The organism is Pseudomonas sp. MD330_10 (assembly GCF_042610415.1).
In the GTDB taxonomy this organism is placed as follows: domain Bacteria; phylum Pseudomonadota; class Gammaproteobacteria; order Pseudomonadales; family Pseudomonadaceae; genus Aquipseudomonas; species Aquipseudomonas rhodesiae.
In genome coordinates, this window is sequence record NZ_JBHGZU010000031.1 from 1 (window position 1) to 21,510 (window position 21,510).

At 64.4% G+C, this 21,510-nt stretch carries 13 protein-coding genes; 4 read left to right on the forward strand and 9 right to left on the reverse strand.

Translation table 11 applies throughout. From position 1 onward, the window contains the following. Positions 1-216: 216 nt before the first annotated feature. The 7 genes from ACFZPT_RS26165 to ACFZPT_RS26195 are packed head-to-tail and all read right to left on the reverse strand — an operon-like array spanning position 217 to position 6,653. Positions 217-1,248, reverse strand: a complete 1,032-nt coding sequence (locus ACFZPT_RS26165; RefSeq protein WP_034096954.1) for an ABC transporter substrate-binding protein — start codon at positions 1,246-1,248, stop codon at positions 217-219. An 11-nt stretch (positions 1,249-1,259) separates the two neighbouring features. After that, entirely contained in the window at positions 1,260-2,357 is a 1,098-nt protein-coding gene (locus ACFZPT_RS26170) for an FAD-binding oxidoreductase (RefSeq protein WP_034113089.1), read from the reverse strand. Further along, positions 2,354-3,697 (reverse strand): NAD(P)/FAD-dependent oxidoreductase, encoded by a 1,344-nt coding sequence (locus tag ACFZPT_RS26175; protein WP_034113090.1) that lies wholly within the window; start codon positions 3,695-3,697, stop codon positions 2,354-2,356. The genes ACFZPT_RS26170 and ACFZPT_RS26175 overlap by 4 nt, the downstream gene beginning before the upstream one ends. Beyond that, positions 3,694-3,984 carry a (2Fe-2S)-binding protein gene (locus tag ACFZPT_RS26180; RefSeq protein WP_034096957.1) on the reverse strand — a complete coding sequence of 97 codons (291 nt, stop codon included), beginning with the start codon at positions 3,982-3,984 and terminating at the stop codon, positions 3,694-3,696. The genes ACFZPT_RS26175 and ACFZPT_RS26180 overlap by 4 nt, the downstream gene beginning before the upstream one ends. Next, entirely contained in the window at positions 3,984-4,778 is a 795-nt protein-coding gene (locus tag ACFZPT_RS26185; RefSeq protein ID WP_034096958.1) for an ABC transporter permease, read from the reverse strand. Before ACFZPT_RS26185 ends, ACFZPT_RS26180 begins: the two co-directional genes overlap by 1 nt. 4 nt (positions 4,779-4,782) lie before the next feature. After that, positions 4,783-5,628 carry an ABC transporter permease gene (locus tag ACFZPT_RS26190; RefSeq protein ID WP_034113092.1) on the reverse strand — a complete coding sequence of 282 codons (846 nt, stop codon included), beginning with the start codon at positions 5,626-5,628 and terminating at the stop codon, positions 4,783-4,785. Next, positions 5,625-6,653, reverse strand: a complete 1,029-nt coding sequence (locus ACFZPT_RS26195) for an ABC transporter ATP-binding protein (protein WP_034096960.1) — start codon at positions 6,651-6,653, stop codon at positions 5,625-5,627. Before ACFZPT_RS26195 ends, ACFZPT_RS26190 begins: the two co-directional genes overlap by 4 nt. A 243-nt stretch (positions 6,654-6,896) precedes the next feature. Between ACFZPT_RS26195 and ACFZPT_RS26200 the strand changes: the two genes are divergently transcribed. From ACFZPT_RS26200 to ACFZPT_RS26210, 3 genes are all read left to right on the forward strand, one after another. Beyond that, positions 6,897-7,727: an IclR family transcriptional regulator gene (locus ACFZPT_RS26200; protein WP_034096961.1), complete on the forward strand. Its 831-nt coding sequence runs from the start codon at positions 6,897-6,899 to the stop codon at positions 7,725-7,727. A gap of 103 nt (positions 7,728-7,830) precedes the next feature. Continuing rightward, complete coding sequence (locus ACFZPT_RS26205; RefSeq protein WP_034096962.1) at positions 7,831-9,186, forward strand: MATE family efflux transporter; 1,356 nt, start codon at positions 7,831-7,833, stop codon at positions 9,184-9,186. Positions 9,187-9,227: 41 nt separating this feature from the next. Further along, positions 9,228-10,400, forward strand: a complete 1,173-nt coding sequence (locus tag ACFZPT_RS26210) for an MFS transporter (RefSeq protein ID WP_034113093.1) — start codon at positions 9,228-9,230, stop codon at positions 10,398-10,400. A gap of 4 nt (positions 10,401-10,404) precedes the next feature. Here the strand turns inward: ACFZPT_RS26210 and ACFZPT_RS26215 are convergent, their stop codons facing one another. Both ACFZPT_RS26215 and ACFZPT_RS26220 read right to left on the reverse strand, forming a co-directional pair. Further along, positions 10,405-10,767 carry a type II toxin-antitoxin system HicB family antitoxin gene (locus ACFZPT_RS26215; RefSeq protein ID WP_034113094.1) on the reverse strand — a complete coding sequence of 121 codons (363 nt, stop codon included), beginning with the start codon at positions 10,765-10,767 and terminating at the stop codon, positions 10,405-10,407. Then, on the reverse strand, positions 10,764-11,015 hold the full coding sequence (locus tag ACFZPT_RS26220) for a type II toxin-antitoxin system HicA family toxin (RefSeq protein ID WP_034096965.1): 252 nt from the start codon (positions 11,013-11,015) through the stop codon (positions 10,764-10,766). The genes ACFZPT_RS26215 and ACFZPT_RS26220 overlap by 4 nt, the downstream gene beginning before the upstream one ends. A 209-nt stretch (positions 11,016-11,224) precedes the next feature. Here ACFZPT_RS26220 and ACFZPT_RS26225 point away from each other — a divergent pair. Beyond that, positions 11,225-21,510: amino acid adenylation domain-containing protein (locus ACFZPT_RS26225; protein WP_379555662.1), on the forward strand; the 10,286-nt coding region annotated here is incomplete at its 3' end.

A 21,510-nucleotide genomic window follows, 5' to 3' on the forward strand; every position in this document is an offset into this window, starting at 1 on the left:
CCCCCCCCCCCCCCCCCCCCCCCCCCCCCCCCCCCCCCCCCCCCCCCCCCCCCCCCCCCCCCCCCCCCCCCCCCACCACAGCAAGCCCTCTCCCAGAGTTAAATTCCTCTGGGCTACCACCCGGCAACTCGGGGCATTTGGCCCCAATAGCCATAGATCTTTACACACGTTTCAAAGGCTGAAATAACTCTGTGGTGAGCGGGCTTGCCCCGCGCTCTACCGCTCAATCGACCGACTCCACCGCGCATTCCACTCCGGCCGCGCCTGGTTCACCTGGTCCCAATCAATCGAAATCGCTGTCTGCAAATAACCCTGCATCGCCTCCACCCGCGCGCGGGTTTTGTCGGTGGTCGGCGTGGTCGGGTTCGAGGGGATCTGGTCACCTTCCTCCAGCGCCGGCGCCTGGGCTTCGGCGCTCAGCAGGTAGGCCGCGAGTTTCTGCGCCAGCTCCGGCTGGTCGTTGCGGGCGATTACGCATTCGGCGACGTTGAGCACGACCGCGCCTTCCTTGGGTTGCGCATATTCCATCGGTACGCCGAGCAGTTTCTGGGTAGCGACCTGGGTTGGGGTGAGGGGGAAGATCGCGGCTTCGTCGGTCTGCACCATCTCGGAGATTTTCGCCGAGCTGGCGATGTATTCCAGTACGTTGGGGCCGACGGTTTTCGGCCAGGCCTTGAAGCCGGGGTCCACGTTGGTCTCATCGCCGCCCTGCAAACGGTTGAACATCAAGAAACCGTGCAGGCCGAAGGTGGAGGAGGCCAGGGACTGGAACACCACTTTGTCCTTGAAGCGTGGGTCGGCCAGGTCCATCCACGACGTCGGGGCGGCCCAGCCTTTTTCCTTGAACAGCCTGGCGTTGTAGCCCAGGCCGGTGACGCCCAGGGTCACGGCCACCGCTTGGTCCTTGATTTTCGCCTTGGCCGGGATTTGCTCCAGGGTCGGGCTGGGCGTGAGTTTGTCGCACAGGCCCATGGAAATGGCGCGGTACATGATGCCGTCGTCGAGGAACATCACATGCATCTGCGGGTTGTTTTTATTGGCCTGGACCTTGGCGAGAATGTCCGACGAGGTGCCGGGTACGATCACCACTTTGACGTTGTTGGCCTTCTCGAACGCGGGCAGTACTTTATCGGCATACACCCGTTCCATGGTGCCGCCGTTCATGCCCAGATACAGCGTCGGCGCGGCATGGGCACCGGCGGCGAACAGGGCGAGGGTCAAGCAGGACAGTGCATTACGTGGGTTCATGGTTTTTCCTCTCAGGCTTGGAATCGACGGATGGAAAACGCTTCGATGGGCTGACGGCTGGCGCCCGAGCAGACGATCTCTGCCAAGGCTTCACCGACGGCAGGGCCGAGCTGGAACCCGGCGCCGGCAAAGCCGAAACCGTGGAGCAGACCCGGTGTGGTGCTGCTGGGACCGATCACCGGTTCATGATCGGGCAAGTAACCTTCGGTGCCGCTCCAGGTGCGAATCGCCTGGGCGCCCTGAAGAAACGGGTACAGCTCGGCGGCATTGCGCAGAATCTCCAGCACTGCCGCTTGCCCAGGGCGTGCTTGACGCGGCCCGAGGGCAAAACCACGCCCGCCACCCAGGATGCAATTGCCTCGCGCCACCTGGCGCGCATAGATCCCGCCGCCTTCGACGCCCGTGCTCACGTCCATCACTACCGGCAGCGGCTCGGTCACCAGCATCGCCGGGTGCGCCGAGGTGATCGGCACCGGTTCACCGAACTGTGCGGCCACGCTGCCGGCCCAGGCACCGGCACAGTTCAACAGCCATGGCGCGTGCAAGTGCAGGCCATTGGCACAGTGCACTTGGAACACGCGGCCATCGTGCTCGATGCGTACCACTTCGGCCTGTTCGTGCACGACCGCACCGTGACGCTGCGCCGCGCGGGCAAAGGCCGGTGACACCAGGCGCGGGTTGGCATGCCCGTCTTCCGGGCACAGCGAGGCGCCGACCGCCACGTCGCCCACCCACGGGAAGCGCGCGCGCAGTTCGGCGCGATCCAGCAGTTGCAGGCCCAGATCAAACTCGCGGGTGCGCTCGGCGTAGGCGTGCAGCGCGGCGAAATCGGCGGCGCTGCGGGCCAATTTCAGATGCCCGCAGCGCACGTATTCGCCGTCGATGCCGATCAAACCCGGTAACTCGCCCCATAACTGATGGGCGCGCTGCGACAGTGGCAATTGATGCAAGGGCCGACCCTGGCGGCGCACGCCGCCGTAATTGACGCCGCTGGAATGAGAGCCGCAAAAGTCACGCTCCACCAGCGTCACGTGCTGGCCTTTTTGGGCGAGCATCAACGCCGCCGACGCGCCAACAATACCGCCCCCCAGTACGATCACGTCGCTCATGGCTGCACCTGCACGCCAAACGGCAGCGGCTTGATCGGGGCTTGACCACGTAGGCGACCGACGTCCTCCACGCTGCGGCCGCTGCGCTCAGCGACAATCTCCGCTGCCGCCAACCCACACAATCGGCCCTGGCAGCGCCCCATGCCGACGCGGCAGTGGGCTTTGACCCGGTTGATTTCCCAGTGACCGTCGTCCACCACCGCGCGGATATCGCCGGCGCTGACTTCTTCGCAGCGACACACGGTCAGATTGTCCGGCGCTTGTGCCGCCCACTTTTCTGGAAAGGGAAACGCGGTCTCCAGGCCCAGGCGAAAGCGCTGGATGCGCGCCAATTGCTGTTCCAGCACGGCGGGCCTGTGCCGATCAATGGCGATGCCGACGTCTTCCAGTAGCGCCAGCGCCGCGCGTTCGCCGGCCATTTGCGCAGCGTCCGCACCCATGATTGCGGCGCCGTCACCTGCCAGGTATACGCCGTTTACGCTGCTGCGCCCGGCGCTATCGCGGGTGGGCAGCCAGGCACGGTTCAAAGGGTTCCAGGCAAATGCACAACCGAGCAGATCGGCCAGTTGGGTTTCGCTGCGCAGGGCATGGGCGAAGGCGACGGCGTCGCAGGCGAGGGTGTGGGCGCCCCAACGAATGCCGCTGACCCGTTGCACACCGTCGATCTGCGCCAGCGTCGCGCCCTGATGCACGGGCACCCCGTGGGCCGTCAGCCAGGCGCGGTAGTACATGCCCTTGGCCAGCGTCGCCGGTTGCCCAAGCAGGGCCGGCAGCGCGCGGCACTGGGCGCTGAACGGGGCGCTGTCGAGCACCGCTACCACCGTCGCGCCGGCCTTGGCGTATTGGTATGCCACCAAATACAACAAAGGCCCGCTGCCACACAGCGCCACCCGCTCACCGATGGCGCAGCCCTGATACTTCAAGGCGATCTGCGCTGCGCCCAGGCTGTAGACACCGGGCAAGGTCCAACCAGGCACCGGCAGGATACGGTCGGTGGCACCGGTGGCGACGATCAGCCGCGAATACTCGACGCTGTCGGCGCGGTTATCCGTGAACAGGTCCAGGCGCTGGTCCTCGGCATTCCACACTAGGGTGCGTGGCCGATAGTCGATCAAGGGGGCCAGCTCATCCAGGGTGCGATGCACGGCCTGGGCCTTGCCCGCTTCGAAGCCATAGAGCTGCTGGGCGGTGCGCTGGAAGCCTTCGGGTTGGCGCCGATAAATCTGCCCGCCGCCGCGCAGACCTTCGTCCACCAGGCAGGCGCGGATGCCGTAATCGAGCAGGGTGCGCGCCGCGCTGATGCCCGCCGGGCCTGCGCCCACAATCACCACAGGCTTCATGCTGTACGCCCCGGATCGCGGCGGATCGCCTGGCCTTCTTCCAGCAGGGTCGAACAGGCCCGCACGCGCCGGCCGTCCTCCAGCCGCACCCAGCAATCCTGGCAGGCGCCCATCAGGCAAAACCCGGCGCGGCGCTCGGCGCTGAAGTCGCTGCCGCGCAGGTGTTCGCTGCAGGTCAGCACGGCGGTCAGCAGGGTGTCGCCGAGCAAGGCGCTGGCCGGCTGACCGTCGAGGGTAAACGCGACCACAGGGCGCGCGGTTTCGGCCAAGCGTTTGAACAAGCCCATCAATGTTTCCCCACCAGTACGCGGTCCAGGCCGTAGACCCGGTCCAGCAGAATCATGGTCGCCGCCGTCAGCGCGATCACCAGCGCCGACACCGCCGCCATCATCGGATCGATGGATTCGGTGGCGTACACGTACATGCGCACCGGCAGGGTTTGGGTCGCCGGCGAGCTGACGAAAATCGACAAAGTCACTTCATCGAAACTGTTGATAAACGCCAGCAGCCAGCCGCCGGCCACGCCGGGCAGGATCATCGGCAGGGTGATCTGGCGAAACAGCGTAAAGCGGCCGGCCCCCAAGGATTCGGCGGCCTGCTCGGCGCTGCGGTCGATGCCGATGGCCGCCGCCAGCACCAGGCGCAGCACGTACGGGGTGATGATCACGACGTGGGCGAGCATCAGCCAAGTGAAGCTGCCGTTCACCCCCATCAGGGCGAACAGACGCAACATCGCTACCCCCAGCACCAGGTGCGGAATGATGATCGGCGAGAGGAACAAGGCGCTGAAAAAGTCGCGCCCCGCAAACGAGTAGCGACTGATCGCCAACGCCGCCGGCACTGCGATCAGCGTGGCCAGGGTCGCGGCGCTGAACGCCAGGATCAGGCTGTTGTAGAACGCCTGGATAAAGTCGGCACGCTCGAACACCGCGCGGAACCAGCGCAGGGAGAAACCCTGGGTCGGCAGACTCAAGGTGTTCTCCGGGGTAAACGCCACCAGGCATACCACCACCAGCGGCGCCATCATGAACAGCACCACCAGGCCATGGAAGCCGAGGGCCAAAGGACCGTTTCTGGACATGTGTCTAAACCCCCAGGGACTTTTTGTAACGGCTTTCGAGCAGGCGGTTCCAGCTCAGCATGATCAGCAGGTTGAGCAGCAACAGCACCACCGCGATGGTCGCGCCCATGGGCCAGTTGAGTTCCGAGAGGTACTGGTCGTACACCACGGTGGCGACCATTTTCAGGCGGCGTCCGCCGAGCAGGCCGGGAATAGCGAACGAGCTGGCGGCCAGGCCGAACACAATCAGGGTGCCGGACAGCACCCCCGGCATCACCTGGGGTAACACGATCTTGCGCATCACCGTGGCCTGGCTGGCGCCGAGGGACAGCGCCGCCTGTTCGGCCGACGGGTCGAGCTTTTGCAGCGAGGTCCACACCGGAATGATCATGAACGGCAGCATCACATGCACCAGCGCGATGATCACTGCGAACGGCGTGTACAGCAGCTTCACCGGCCGTCCGCCGAGCACTTGGATCAATTGGTTGACCAGGCCATCGGCCCCCAACAGCAGGCTCCAGCCGAACGCGCGCACTACCACCGATATCAGCAGCGGGGTGAGGATCAGGATCAGAAAGATCGAGCGCCACGGTGTGCCCATGCGGCTGAGGATGTAGGCCTCCGGCACGCCGATCACCACGCACAGCAAGGTGACCAACGCGCTGATCCAAAACGTGCGCCAGAAGATCTCGTAGAAATACGCATCGCTGAACAGCGCCAGGTAATGGGCGAGGGTCCACTCATGGGCCTTCACCCCCACTTGGTAGTCGAACACGTTGAACGACAGCACTAGGGTCAGCCCCAACGGCAGGATCAGCAGCCCGCTAAACAGCAACAGCGCCGGCAGTGACAGCAGATAGCCCCGACTCATGGGCGTACCTCGTCGGCAGCCAGCACCCGCAGCAACTCGGCCGGCCACTCAAGGCCCACCGCTGCGCCGTTGCCCAGCGGTGCGCTGCCATCGTTGGCGCGCACCACGGTGATTTCACCCAGCGAAGTGTGGATGCGGTACAGCCATTGGCTGCCGAAGAAGAAGCGGTCGAGCACCTGGCCTTGCAGGCGGCCGCTGCCGGCGTTGACCAGCTGGATTTTCTCCGGGCGCAGGCTGAGGGTCAGTTCGCCGTCGCCGCTTGCCTGCCGCACTTGCGGCGTGCCGAGGGCGTCGTAATCGCCGGGCAACAGGTTGGCCTTGCCTACGAAGTCAGAAATAAAGCGTGTGCGCGGGTGTTCGTAGAGGGTGTAGGGCGCGTCGATCTGGGTCACGCGGCCGGCCTCCATCACCACCACGCGGTCGCTGATGGACAGCGCTTCGGCCTGGTCGTGGGTGACCATCAGCGTGGTGATGCCCACCGCGCACTGGATGCGGCGGATCTCGAACTGCATCTCTTCGCGCAGGTTGGCGTCTAGGTTGGACAGCGGCTCATCCAGCAGCAGCACCGGCGGTTCGATCACCAAGGCGCGCGCCAGGGCCACGCGTTGGCGCTGGCCGCCGGACAGCTCACGGGGGTAACGCTCGGCGTGGGGAGCCAGGCGCACCAGGTCGAGCACGGTCTTGACCTTGCTGGCGATCTCGGCGGCGGGCACTTTGCGCATCTTCAGGCCGAAGGCGACGTTGTCGCGCACGCTCATGTGCGGGAACAGCGCGTAGCTCTGGAACACCACGCCCAGGCCACGGCTGGCGGGCTTGGCGTGGGTGATGTCGCGCCCATCCAGCAGGATCTGGCCGCTGGTCACCTCGACGAAGCCGGCAATCATTTGCAGGGTAGTGGTCTTGCCACAGCCCGAAGGGCCGAGCAGGGAAACGAACTCGCCTTTTTCCACGGCCAGGTCGGTGGCGACCACGGCGTCGACGGCGCCGTAGCGTTTGCTCAAGGCGTTGAGTTGGAGAAATGCCATGTCTGCGTTCCACCTTTTTCAGTCGCGTCGAAACGCGCTTTTTTTGTTTTGGGCAGATGCGAAAAGCGTATTGCGGGTGCGTTGGCGCTCGATCTTGAGTCGGCTGCCGCGTGTTGTTCGTTTTCGCCCCTGTGGACGCAGATTAGGACGAAGACTAGGATGCGCGAAAGATGGAATTTCACTGAACGAACTACTTTTTTCAGTTTTATTCATTCATCTGAATTAATAGCGAGAATATGCGATATGGATTCCACTGAGCGGAATGAAAATCTAAAGGAAGTTGGCGCCGGTGCTGTGTCGCGCGTGTTTGCGTTGTTGCGCGCATTGGGCGAAGTCTGCGAAGGCGGCGAACGGGTAACGCAGCTCGCGCAACAGGTCGGCCTTTCGCAACCCACCACCCACCGCCTGCTACGCAGCCTGATGGAAGAGGGCATGGTGGAGCAGGATGCGCGCAGCAAGCGCTATCGCCTGAGCCTGGAGTTCTTCGCCCTGGCGGCCAATGCGGGCAAGACCGGCAACCTGCGCGACCTGGTGCGACCGAGTCTGTTGCGCCTGAGCGCCTCCTTGGGCGATTCGCTGTTTTTGCTGGCGCGCAGCGGCTTCGATGCGATTTGCCTGGACCGCAGCGAAGGTCCGTACCCGATCCGCACCTTCACCGGCGACATCGGTGGGCGCGTGGCCCTGGGTGTGGGGCAGGGCAGCCTGGCCATCCTGGCCTACTTGCCGGAGGAAGAACGCGAAACCGTGATCCGCTACAACCTGCCCCGGCTCAAGGACTTTCACCTCTACGACGAAGTGCTGCTGCGGTCGGAAGTGGAGAATGTGCGCACCCTGGGCTATGCGGCGCGTAACACCGGGGTGCTGGAAGGCATGGCGGGCCTGGCGGTGCCGATCCTCAATCGCGAGGGGCACGCGGTGGCTGCGTTGAGTGTGGCGACCATCAGTGATCGCTTGGGGCCGAGCCGCTTGCCGATGGTGGTGGAATTGCTCAAGCGCGAAGCCGCAGCCATCGGGCCGAGGATCAATCCCTTTGATCCGACGTTACGCAGGCCGTCGAAGACGTTTGGCGATTGAGCCTGGCCGATCGTCCTGTCGATAAAGGACAAACCTCGGGAAGATAGGATCCAATTACGGTATAACCCTCGGACGCTCTAGCTCTCCGAGGCCCGGTTTTTTCATGCAAAGCCCTTTGCAACGTCCGCTGTGGCAGGTCTACCTGATCTTTCTCGCACCGATGGTGCTGTCCAACTTCCTGCAAAGTTTGTCCGGCACCCTCAATGGCATCTATGTCGGGCAAATGCTCGGCACCCAGGCTCTGGCAGCGGTGTCGGGGATGTTCCCGGTGGTGTTCTTTTTCATCGCCCTGGTGATCGGCCTGGGGGCGGGCGCGTCGGTGTTGATCGGCCAGGCGTGGGGCGCTCAGGAAACGGCAATGGTCAAGTCCATCACCGGCGCTACGCTGGCCCTGGGCGCGCTGGTGGGCGTGAGTGCGGCGGTGCTGGGCAGTCTGTTTGCGCGCTCGGCGTTACAGGCCCTTGGCACGCCGCTGGATGTGCTCGACGATGCGGTCGGCTATGCGCGGATGATGATGCTGATCATGCCGTTACTGCTGGTGTTCATCCTCTACACCCAACTGTTGCGCGGCGTCAGTGACACCATTTCACCCTTGCTGGCGCTGATGGTTTCGACCTTGGTGGGCCTGCTGCTGACTCCCGCGTTGATTGGCGGCTGGATCGGCCTGCCACCCCTGGGCATCCAGAGCGCGGTGTACGCCGGTCTGGTGGGCAACGGGGCGGCGATGCTGTTTTTGATCCTGCGCCTGCGCCGCAAACAGCATGTGATGGCGCCGGATCGCGAGTTACTTGCGGCTTTACGCCTGGACCGCGCGATTCTCGGCAAAGTGCTGCGCATCGGCTTGCCCACCGGCCTGCAAATGGTGGTGTTGTCGCTGTCGGAATTGGTCATCCTGGCGCTGGTCAACGGCCACGGCTCCCAAGCCACTGCGGCTTATGGCGCGGTGACGCAGATCGTCAACTACGTGCAGTTCCCGGCCTTGTCGATAGCCATCACGGCCTCGATCCTCGGCGCCCAGGCAATCGGCGCCGGGCGCCTGGAGCGCATCGGCCCGATCCTGCGCACCGGCCTGCTGATCAACACCTGCCTGACCGGCGGCCTGATTGTGCTCGGCTATGCACTGTCGCACTGGTTGCTGGGGCTGTTCATCACTGAGGCGCAGGCGCGGGTCAACGCTGAACACCTGTTGCACATCATGTTGTGGAGCATCCTGGTGTTCGGCTTTCAGGCTGTGGTGGGGGGCATCATGCGCGCCAGTGGCGTGGTGCTGATGCCGGTAGCGATTTCGATTTTCTGCGTGCTGTGCGTCGAGTTGCCGATGGCCTACCTGTTCAATGCGCATTTCGGTCTGGAAGGGGTGTGGATGGCCTTCCCGGTCACCTACCTGGCGATGCTCGGGCTGCAGACCGCGTATTACCGGTTGGTATGGCGGCATAAGCAGATCAAACGGTTGGTGTGATGGAAAAAATGCGCACATTCAGCACAGAAGGCGTCTGAGTCATGGCAAACCCTTACGCGGATTTATTCCAGGTTCCCGGCGCCCGCGCCTTTGTGCTGGCGGGCATGCTTGCGCGCATGCCGGTGTCGATGACCGGTATCGGCCTGATCACCATGCTCTCGCAAGTGCAGGGTGGCTATGGCCTGGCGGGCTCGGTGGCGGCGGTGTTTGCCCTGGCCACGGCGTTCTGTGCGCCGCAGGTCTCGCGCCTGGTGGATCGCTACGGGCAGGGCCGAGTGCTACCGATCGCCGCGTTGATTGGCGGCGGCGCGTTATTACTGTTGTTGTTATGCACGCGCCTGCAGGCGCCGACCTGGACGCTGTTTGTATTTGCCGCGCTGTGCGGCTGCATGCCGAATATGTCAGCCATGGTGCGAGCACGCTGGACCGAGGTGTATCGCGGCCAACCCCGATTGCGCACGGCGTTTGCTCTGGAGTCGGTGCTCGATGAGGTGTGCTTTATCATTGGCCCGCCGATTTCGGTCGGGCTGAGCGTCGTAGTGTTTCCCGAGGCCGGGCCGTTAGCGGCGGCGCTGCTGCTGGCCGTAGGTGTCACCACCTTCGTGTTGCAGCGCGAGACCGAACCGCCGGTGCATGCGCATCAGGATCATCACGGCCGCTGGCTGATCGCGTCGCCCTCGGTGCTGATCCTGATGATCCTGCTGCTGGCCATGGGCGTGATCGTCGGCGTGGTGGATGTGGTCAGCGTGGCGTTCGCCCAGCAGCAGGGCCAACCGGCGGCGGCGAGCATTGTGCTGTCGGTGTATGCCATCGGCTCGTGCCTGGCCGGGCTGGGCTTCGGCGCCCTCAAGCTCAAGGAGTCCTTGCCACGGCAGTTCCTCACTTGCGGGGTGGCGACGGCGCTGACCACCGTGCCGTTGCTGTGGGCAAGCAATATCCCTGGCCTAGCCGTGGCGATTTTTATCTCCGGGCTGTTTTTCGCGCCAACGCTGATCGTCTCCATGGCCCTGGTGGAGCGCCTCGTCCCGCCCAGCCGCCTGACCGAAGGCATGACCTGGCTGATCACCGGCCTGAGCATCGGGGTAGCCATTGGCGCCGCGAGTTCCGGCTGGATGATCGACCACTTCGGTGCCGCCAGCGGGTTCTGGGTGGCGCTGGCCGCGGGAGGCGTGGTACTGGGGGCGGCATTACTGGGGTATCGGCGGTTGGGGTAGTTTGCTATGCGCTGGGGTGAAGTTCTGCGAAGTGATGTTGCAGGAATTCATTCAGCGCCTGACGCGTCAGGTCATTGAGCGTGACTTTCTTGCGGGTCGCCGCCAGCGCCGCAGCCAAATGCAGGTCATGTCCAACCCGCACATTGAAAGAGCCCTTGCATGGCTTTTCCGGGGTTTGACCAAGGTTCTGGCACGTCACGAGATAGTCGTCCACGGCCGCCTGAAAAGCGGCATCCAAATCAGCGACGGTTTTTCCTTCGTAGCTGATCAGCGCCTTGATGAACAAGATCTTGCCGAACAGGCAGTTGTCTTCAAGGCTGGCCTCGATAGAGCCGATGTAGCCTTTGTGTTTGAGTTGGTTGTTCACTGAATCAGTTCTCCTGATTTCAATTGTTCGATGATCTGGCGTCGAATGTAGTGCTTCAGTTCGTTGCCAGGGTGAGGCTTGTGCAGCGTGATCATGGCAGTGGGGTCGCCACTGTCGAACTTGACGCGGCTTCCAGCCCCTTCGATCTGTGTGTAGCCCAGGCGACGCAGCAGCGTGACGAGTTCGGGCCATGTAAATGCCATTTGCTCATTGAGCAGTTTGGCCAGCAGCTTTTCATTTTTGGACACGGCGTTCCTTGCGTGTAACTAAATGTAGTTGCAGAGAGTGGTTTGCGTCAATGCTAGCTCGGTTACGTGCAGCTTTCCCGTCACAGGTGTAACCCTTGATGACGCTCGGTTTCGCGCCTGCATCCCCTCGCTAATTTTTCCTTTCGCGATTCGTTTTATAGGGACGACGTGCCTTTGTGCTTCCTGCCTATTGCTCCGGATCCCAAGAAATGAATGCTGAAGACTCCTTGAAACTTGCTCGCCGGTTTATCGGGTTGCCCCTGGAAAAACGCCAGCGGTTCTTGCAGGCCTTACAGACAGAAGGCGTGGAGTTTTCGCGGTTTCCGATTCCGGCTGGGGTGCAGGCGGAGGATCGCCAAGCGTTGTCCTATGCGCAGCAGCGCATGTGGTTTCTTTGGCAATTGGATCCGACCAGTGGCGCCTATAACTTGCCGGGCGCGGTGCGGCTCAAAGGCACGCTGAGCTTGCGGGCTATGGAGCAGGCGTTCGCCAGTCTGGTCGAGCGCCACGAAACCCTGCGCACGGTGTTTCAGCGCCAGGCTGATGAACGCTTGTCACAGGTGGCCATTGAGCCATCGGTGGTGGTGGAGCAGCTCGACCTGAGCGACCTGCCGCCGGCCGAGCGGGAGCTGGCGGTGAGCGACGCGGCGGTGCGCCAGTCGCTGTTGCCGGTCGATCTGGAGCATGGTCCGCTGCTGCGCGTGCAACTGCTCAAACTCGCCGAGCAGGAGCATGTGCTGCTGCTGACCCTGCACCATATCGTCTCCGACGGTTGGTCGATGAATGTGCTGATCGACGAATTCATCCGCTGCTACGACGCCTACGAACGCAACGAAACACCCCGACTGCCGCCGCTGCCGATCCAATACAGCGACTACGCCCTGTGGCAGCGCCGCTGGCTGGAAGCGGGGGAGCAGGCGCGGCAACTGGATTACTGGCAGGCGCGCCTGGGGGATGAGCACCCAGTGCTGGAACTGCCCACCGACCGCCCGCGCCCGGCCATGCCCAGCTACCAGGGCACTCGCCATCACTTCGCGATTGACGCGGACCTTGCCGCGCAATTGCGCAGTTGTGCGCAGCGCCACAATGTCACTCTGTTCATGCTGTTGCTGGGTGCATTCAACGTGCTACTGCATCGCTATACCGGCCAGGGTGATATCCGCGTCGGCGTGCCGATCGCCAACCGCAACCGCACGGAAGTCGAGGGGCTGATTGGCTTCTTCGTCAACACTCAGGTGCTGCGCACTGAACTGACCGGGCAAACCCGCGTCGCCGAACTGCTGCAAGCCATCAAGGAACATGCCCTCGGCGCCCAGGCCCATCAGGAATTGCCCTTCGAGCGCCTGGTGGAAGCGCTGCACGTCGAACGCAGCCTGAGCCATACGCCGCTGTTCCAGGTGATGTACAACCACCAACCGGTGGTGGCCGATATCGCCTCGGTCAGCACCGCCTCGGGCCTGGAGCTGGCCCTGGTGGAGTGGCAAGGCCGTACTACCCAGTTCGACCTGACCCTGGATACCTACGAAAAATCCGGCACCCTGCACGCTGCGCTGACCTACGCCAACGACCTGTTCGACGCGCCGTCCATCGAGCGTATGGCCCGCCACTGGATCAGCCTGCTGCACGCCATGGTGGGCGATGGCGAGCAGCGTATCGGCGAGTTGCCGATGCTGGACGCCGACGAACTTCAACGCGTGACCCACACCTGGAACCAGACCGCGCAAACCTATCCCACTGAGCGCGGCATCCACCACCTGATCGGAGACCAGGTACGCGCCACCCCAGATGCCACGGCCTTGCAGTTCGGCGATACCACCCTGAGCTATGCCCAGCTCGATACCCGCGCCAACCGTTTGGCCCATGCGTTGATCGAGCAGGGCGTTGGCCCGGATAGGTTGGTCGGGATCTGCGCCGAGCGTTCGGTGGAGATGGTCATCGGCCTGCTGGCGATTCTCAAGGCGGGCGGCGCCTATGTGCCGCTCGACCCCGAATACCCCCGGGAGCGCCTGGCCTACATGCTTGAAGACAGCGGCGTCCAACTGCTGCTTACCCAGCAGAGCCTGCTGCCGTCGTTGCCCACTGCGGGTATCCGGGTGATTGCCCTCGATCAGCCTGGCGATTGGCTGGAGGGCTACAGCAGCGCATCGCCCGAAGTGACCGTGCACGCGCTGAACCTGGCCTACGTGATCTATACCTCCGGCTCCACCGGCAAACCCAAGGGGGCCGGTAACAGCCATCGCGCGTTGGTCAACCGGCTGTGCTGGATGCAGCAAGCCTATGGCTTGGGCGTGCGCGACGCGGTGTTGCAGAAGACGCCATTCAGCTTTGACGTGTCGGTCTGGGAGTTCTTCTGGCCGCTGATGACCGGCGCGCGCCTGGTGGTTGCGGCCCCCGGCGAACACCGTGAACCGGCGCGCCTGATCGAGAGCATCGGACGCCATGCCATCACCACCGTGCACTTCGTGCCGTCGATGCTGCAAGCGTTTATCCACGAGTCGGGCGTGCAGGGTTGCGCGAGCCTCAAGCGCATCGTGTGCAGCGGCGAAGCCTTGCCGCTGGAGGCGCAGCAGCAGGTGTTCGCCAAGTTGCCGAATGCCGGCCTGTACAACCTTTACGGCCCGACCGAAGCCGCCATCGACGTGACCCACTGGACCTGCATCGACGAAGGCGCCGACTGTGTACCCATCGGCCGTCCTATCGCCAACCTCGGCACCTACGTGCTCGACGCCCAGCTCAACCCGCTGCCCGCCGGGGTATCTGGCGAGCTGTACCTGGGCGGCGCCGGCCTGGCACGCAGTTACCATCGACGTGGCGCGCTGACCGCCGAGCGCTTCGTGCCCAGCCCGTTCGCCGCGGGGGCGCGTCTGTACCGGACCGGCGACCGTGTGCGCCAGCGTGCCGATGGGGTGATCGAATACCTCGGACGCCTCGATCATCAGGTCAAGCTACGGGGTCTGCGTATCGAGCTGGGGGAAATCGAAACACGTCTGTTGCAGCACCCGTCAGTGCGCGAAGCCGTGGTGCTGGTGCAGGGCGGCAAGCAATTGGTGGCCTATCTGGTGCCGCAGGGTGACGCGCCGGACGACCTCAAGGGCTGGCTGCTCAACAGCCTGCCGGAATACATGGTGCCGACCCATTGGGTGCACCTGGCCAAACTGCCGGTGACCGCCAATGGCAAGCTCGACCGTAAAGCCTTGCCGCTGCCGGACGCCGCGCCACAGCAGGCTTACAGCGCCCCGCAGAATCCCATGCAACAGGCGCTGGCGGCGATCTGGAGTGATGTGCTTGGCGTATCCCAGGTCGGCCTGGACGACAACTTTTTCGAACTGGGCGGCGATTCGATCATCTCCATCCAGGTGGTCAGCCGCGCGCGTCAGGCCGGTATCCGCCTCAGCCCGCGGGACCTGTTCCAGTACCAGAGTGTGCGCGGCCTGGCGCAGATCGCGAGCTTTGAGCAACTGGCGGTGATCGACCAAGGCCCTGTCAGCGGCGACGTGATCCTGACCCCAGTGCAGGCCAGCTTCTTCGAGCAGGCGATCCCGGCGCGTCAGCACTGGAACCAATCGCTGCTGCTGACCCCGCGCGAAGCCTTGGTACCGGCACGCCTGGAAGCGGCCCTGACCCGGTTGATCAACCATCACGACGCCCTGCGCCTGCGCTTCGTCGAGCGGGACGGCCAATGGCAGCAACAGCACGCCGCGCCGATCACTGAGGCGGCATTGTGGCAAACCCAGGTCGCCGACGATAACGAGCTGGCCGCACTGTGCGATGAGGCCCAGCGCAGCCTGGACCTGGCACGCGGCCCGTTGCTGCGCGCCGTGCTGCTGACAATGACCGATGGCACGCAGCAGTTGCTGCTGGTAATCCATCACCTGGTGGTCGACGGCGTGTCCTGGCGCGTACTGCTGGACGATCTGCAACAGGCTTATCGCCACGCCGCATTGCCAGCCAAAACCAGCGCCTACCAACAATGGGCGCAACAGTTGCAGGCCCATGCACTGACCCTTGATGCCCAACTGCCGTACTGGCAGGCGCAGTCCATGGCGACGGAGCTGCCCTGCGACAATCCTCACGGCGGCCTGCAAAACCGCCTGGGCCGCACCCTTGAAATCCGCCTCGACGCCGAGCACACCCGCCAGCTCTTGCAGGATGCTCCAGCGGCTTATCGCACCCAGGTCAACGACCTGCTGCTGACCGCCCTGGCGCGCGTCATCAGCCGTTGGAGCCAGCAACCTGCGGCGTTGATCCAACTGGAAGGCCATGGCCGGGAAGACCTGTTCGACAGCCTCGACCTGAGCCGCACCGTCGGTTGGTTCACCAGCCTGTTCCCGCTGCGCTTGCAGGCCAACGGCGAGTTGTCGAGCGCGATCAAGGCGGTCAAGGAACAGCTGCGCGCCGTGCCGCACAAAGGCATCGGCTATGGCCTGCTGCGCTACCTCGGCACCCCGGACGCGCGTGCAAGCCTGGCGAGCCAGGCCGCGCCGCGCATTACCTTCAACTACCTGGGCCAATTCGACCGCCAGTTCGACGAGGCGGCGCTATTCGTCCCGTCGCCACAGGGCAGCGGCCAGGCCCAGGACCCCGAGGCGCCGTTGGCCAACTGGCTGACAGTGGAAGGGCAGGTGTATGGCGGCGAGCTGGCGTTGCGTTGGGGCTTTAGCAGCGAGATGTTCGACGAGACGACCGTCCAGCGTCTGGCCGACGACTATGCCGCCGAACTCAAGGCCGTGATCGAGCTGTGCTGTGCCACACCGGCGGGGCAGGTCACGCCGTCGGATTTCCCCCTGGCGCGCCTGAGCCAGGCGCAATTGGACGGGTTGCCTGTGGCGGGGCCGCAGATTGCCGATCTCTACCCGCTGTCGCCGATGCAGCAGGGCATGCTGTTCCACAGCTTGTACGAACCCGAGGCCCAGGCCTATATCAACCAACTGCGCCTGGATATCGAAGGCCTGGACCTGCTGGCGTTCGGGCGTGCCTGGCAGGCCGCCCTGGACCGCCATGACATCCTGCGCAGCAGCTTTCATTGGCTGGGCCTGCACAGCGCCCATCAACTGATCCAGCGCCATGTCGATTTGCAGTTGCAGGTGATCGAAGACACGGGCGCCGATCTGGATGCACTGGCCGAAGCCGAGCGCGACAAGGGCTTTGCCCTCGACGCGGCGCCGCTGTTTCGCCTGATGCTGGTGCGCGGCGCCGGCCACGGGTGGCACCTGATATTCACCAGTCACCACATCCTGATGGATGGCTGGAGTAACGCCCAATTGCTTGCCGAAGTGATCGCTCACTACGCCGGCCATGCCGTCCCTGCGCCGGCAGGGCAGTTCCGCGATTACCTCGGCTGGTTGCAGCAACAGCCCAGCGGCGAAGCGTTCTGGAAAGCCGCATTGGCACCGCTGGAAGCGCCGACCCTACTCGCCGACACGCTGCGCACACCGGTCAACGGCACCGGCATGGCCGATTACTCCATGGTGCTGGACGCCGACTTCACCCGCGCCCTCGGTGAATTTGCCCGCGCACGTAAAGTCACCCTTAACACCGTGCTGCAAGGTGCCTGGGCCTTGCTGTTGCAGCGTTACACCGGCCAAGCCTGCGTGGCCTTCGGTGCCACGGTGGCCGGGCGTTCGGCACCGTTGCCGGGGATCGAGCAGCAGTTGGGCCTGTTTATCAATACCTTGCCCATCGTCAGCGCGGCGTCGCCTTCGCAGTCGGCCGCCGATTGGCTCAGCGCGTTGCAAACCCTCAACCTGAGCCTGCGCGATCACGAACACGTGCCGCTCTATGACATTCAAGGCTGGGCCGGCCAACAGGGTGCGCTGTTCGATACCTTGCTGGTATTCGAAAACTTCCCGGTGGCCGAAGCCCTAAAACAGGGCGCGCCCGCCGGGCTGACGTTCGGACCGTTGCACAACCACGAACGCACCCATTACCCGCTGACCCTGGGCATAGAGCTAGGCGCGAGCCTGCGCCTGGAATTCAGCTACGACCGTGCACGTTTGAGTGCCGAGCAGGTCGGCCGACTGGGCGCCAACCTGCGGCATCTGCTGGTGCAACTGCTCGCCGATGCCCAGGCGCCGTTGGGCAGCCTGCAGCTGCTGGCGCCCGACACCCGGCGCGAACTGCTCGCCCGCAGTCAATCAGCTGCCGCTGCCCAGAGCCGCGCGCGCGTGCATGAACGCATCGCCGCCCAGGCCGCCAGCACCCCCGACGCACTGGCCGTGCAGGCGGCTAACGAACAGTTGAGCTACGCACAGCTCAACGCGCGAGCCAACCGTCTGGCTCATCGTCTGCTGGAGCTTGGCGTTGCTCCCGGCCAGCGCGTGGGCCTGGCGTGTCGCCGTGGTCCGCAGTTGATCGTCAGCCTGTTGGCCGTGCTCAAGAGCGGCGCGGCCTATGTGCCGCTGGACCCCAAGTACCCCGCCGAGCGCTTGGCCTACATGCTGGCCGACAGTCGCTTGAACCTGCTGCTCAGCGAAACCGGGCTGCTTGCCGACCTGCCGTTGCCCGAGGCCCTGACCCGCTTGGACTTCAGTGCCGAGGGGGCGGAGCTGGCGGGCTACTCGGCGCTCAATCCGCCCAACCATGCCGCCGCTGCCGACCTGGCCTACTTGATCTACACCTCAGGTTCCACCGGCCAGCCCAAGGGCGTGGCCATCGACCATGCCGCTCTCGGCCAGTTCTGCGACAGCGCCGCCCGCTATAGCCAGTTGCGTAGCGATGACCGTGTGCTGCAGTTCGCCACGTTCAGCTTCGACGGCTTTGTCGAGCAGTGTTACCCACCGCTGTGCATGGGCGCGGCGCTGATCATGCGCGGTGACGAGCTGTGGGACGCCGGGCAACTGGCACGGGAAATCGTCGAGCAGGGCGTGACCCTGGCCGACCTGCCAGCGGCCTACTGGTACCTGCTGGCCAAGGAGTGCTCCGTGGATGGCCGAACGCTGGGCAACCTGCGCCAGGTGCATGTGGGGGGCGAGGCGATGTCGGTGGAAGGGCTGCGCGCCTGGCACGCCGCTGGGCTGGGCGCTGTGCGCCTGGTCAACACCTACGGGCCGACCGAGGCCACCGTGGTGTCCAGCGTGCACACCTGCCAACTGGCGGATGCCAGCGAAGCGTTTGGCGTACCGATTGGCCGCGCCATCGAAGGCCGTGGGCTGTATGTGCTCGACAGTGCCTTCGACCTGCTGGACAGCGAAGGCGTCGGCGAGCTATGCATCGGCGCCGAAGCCGGCCTGGCCCAGGGGTACTTCGACCGCCCGGCGCTGACCGCTGAACGCTTCCTGCCCGACCCGTTTTCCAGCACGCCGGGTGCGCGGCTCTACCGCAGTGGCGACCTGGCCCGCTACAACGCGGCGGGCGCCCTGGAGTATGTGGGGCGTATCGACCATCAAGTCAAAGTGCGTGGTTTCCGTATCGAAATGGGCGAGATCGAAGCCCATCTGCAAGGCTTGCCGCAGGTACGTGAGGCGGCCGTGATCGCCCAGCCGAGCGCGACCGGTGCGCAACTGGTGGCCTACGTCGTACCGGCCCTGGAGCAGCCGCTGAATACCCAGGCCCTGGCGGCGACCTTGCAGCGCTCCCTGCCGGACTACATGGTGCCCGCGCACTGGGTGGTGCTCGATGCGCTGCCCTTGAACCCCAGCGGCAAACTCGACCGCCGCGCGCTGCCGGCCCCGGACCTGAGCCAATCGCCCCAGGCCTACCGTGCCGCGCAAACCCCGCTGCAACAGCAACTGGCGGCCATCTGGCAGGCGGTGTTGCAGGTCGAGTCGGTGGGGCTGGATGACCACTTTTTCGAACGTGGCGGCCACTCCTTGCTGGCCACCCAGGTGATCTCTCGGGTGCGTCACGACCTCAAGCGGGAAGTCCCGTTGCGCGTCTTGTTCGAACAGCCGACGCTGGAAGCGTTTGCCGTGGCGTGCGCGGACGTGCAGGCCGACACCGCGCCGCCGATGGTCAGCGTGTCGCGCGAGCAGCCGCTGGCACTGTCCTATGCCCAGGAGCGCCAATGGTTTCTGTGGCAACTGGACCCGACCAGCGCGGCGTATCACATGCCCAGTGCATTGCGTCTGCGGGGGCCGTTGAATGTCGATGCGCTGCAACAGGCCCTGGATGCCCTGGTCGCTCGCCACGAAAGCTTGCGCACCCATCTGCTCCAGGAAGCCGAGCGCACTGTGCAGGTGATCAGCCCGCAGGTACACCTTGCCATGGCCGTGCTCGATACCGATGAAGCGCACCTTGAAGCCACACTGCAAGCCTGTATCGCGCAACCTTTCGACCTGCGTGCGGGGCCGCTGATGCGGGTCAACCTGCTACGCCTGGCCGAAGATGAGCATGTGCTGGTGCTGGTACAGCACCACATCATTTCCGATGGCTGGTCGATGCAGGTGATGGTCGACGAGCTGGTGCAGCTCTATGGCGCTTGCAGTCAGGGCCAGCGCCTGCAATTGCCGGCGCTGCCGATTCAATATGCCGATTACGCGGTGTGGCAACGCCAGTGGATGGAGGCGGGCGAGAAGGCGCGTCAGCTGAGCTACTGGCACGAGCTGCTGGGCGGTGAGCAACCGGTGCTGGAGCTGCCGTTCGATTATCAACGCCCGGCGGTACCGAGCCATCGTGGCGCGCGTTTGTCCATTGACCTGTCGAGCCCGCTGCTCGACGACCTCAGGGCCCTGGCTCAGCGTGAAGGGGTGACCCTGTTTATGCTGTTGCTGGCGTCTTATCAGGCGCTGCTGCACCGCTACAGCGGCCAACAGGACATTCGCGTTGGCGTGCCGATTGCCAACCGCAACCGGGTGGAAACCGAGCGTCTGATTGGCTTCTTCGTCAATACCCAGGTACTCAAAGCCGAGATCGATGGTCACGTCAGCGTGCGCCAATTGTTGGCCCAGGTGAAAGAGCGTGCCCTGGAAGCCCAGGCCCATCAGGACCTGCCCTTCGAGCAATTGGTCGAGGCCCTCCAGCCCGAGCGCAGCCTGAGCTTGAGCCCATTGTTCCAAGTGGCGTTCAACCACCATATCAGCCAGTCCGGCCAGCACCTGCAGCGTCTGGCGCATTTGGACATGACCCCGGTGACGTGGGGCGACACCAATGCGCATTTCGATCTGGTGTTGGATATCGATGAGTCCCAGGAGCGGCTCAACGCTTCGTTGAGCTACGCCACCGACCTGTTTACCGCCGCCACCATCGAACGTATGGGCCGCCACTGGCATAACCTGTTGCAGGCAATGGTGGCCGACCCGCAGCAGAGCATCGGCCAGTTGAAATTGCTGGATGACGCGGAGCAACAGCACATTCTGCACCTATGGGGCCGCAGCGATGCCGGCTTCTCGGCCCAGCGCCTGGTGCACGAATTGTTCGCCGACCGCGCCCGGGAAACCCCCGATGCCGTAGCGGTGAAATTCGACACCCAAACCCTGACCTACGGCGAGCTGGACCGCCAGGCCAACCGCCTGGCCCATGCGTTGATTGCCCGTGGGGTTGGCGCCGAGGTTCGCGTGGCTATCGCCATGCCGCGCAGTGCCGAGATCATGGTGGCGTTCCTGGCAGTCATGAAGGCTGGTGGAGTGTATGTGCCGCTGGATATCGAATATCCGCGTGATCGGCTGCTGTATATGTTGGAGGACAGCTGCGCTCAGTTGCTGCTGACGCATTCGACGGTGCAGCCGCGCTTGCCGATCCCGGATGGCCTGCATGTCCTTGCAATTGATCACACACCGCTCTGGTCCGACAATCGCGATACCGCCCCCAACGTCGCACTGGACGGCGCCAACCTCGCCTACGTGATCTACACCTCCGGCTCCACCGGGATGCCCAAAGGCGTGGCGGTGGCCCACGGCCCTTTGGTGGCGCATATCATCGCCACTGGCGAACGCTACGAAACCGGCCCGACCGACTGCGAACTGCACTTTATGTCGTTCGCCTTCGACGGTTCCCACGAAGGCTGGATGCACCCGCTGATCAACGGCGCCAGTGTGCTCATCCGCGACGACAGCCTGTGGCTGCCCGAGCACACCTACGAACAGATGCACCGTCACCACGTGACCATGGCGGTGTTCCCGCCGGTGTACCTGCAACAACTGGCCGAGCATGCCGAACGCGATGGCAACCCGCCGAATGTGCGCGTGTACTGCTTTGGCGGCGATGCGGTGGCCCAGGCCAGTTACGACCTGGCCTGGCGCGCGCTGAAACCGACGTACCTGTTCAATGGCTATGGCCCGACCGAAACCGTGGTCACGCCCTTGCTATGGAAAGCACGGCGCGGCGACCCGTGCGGTGCGGTGTATGCGCCCATCGGCACCTTGCTGGGCAACCGCAGCGGCTACGTACTGGACGCGCAGCTCAACCTGCAACCCATCGGCGTGGCTGGCGAGTTGTACCTGGGCGGCGAGGGCGTGGCGCGGGGTTACCTGGAGCGCCCGGCGCTGACCGCCGAACGCTTTGTGCCGGACCCGTTCGGCAAACCCGGCAGCCGCGTGTACCGCAGCGGCGACCTGACCCG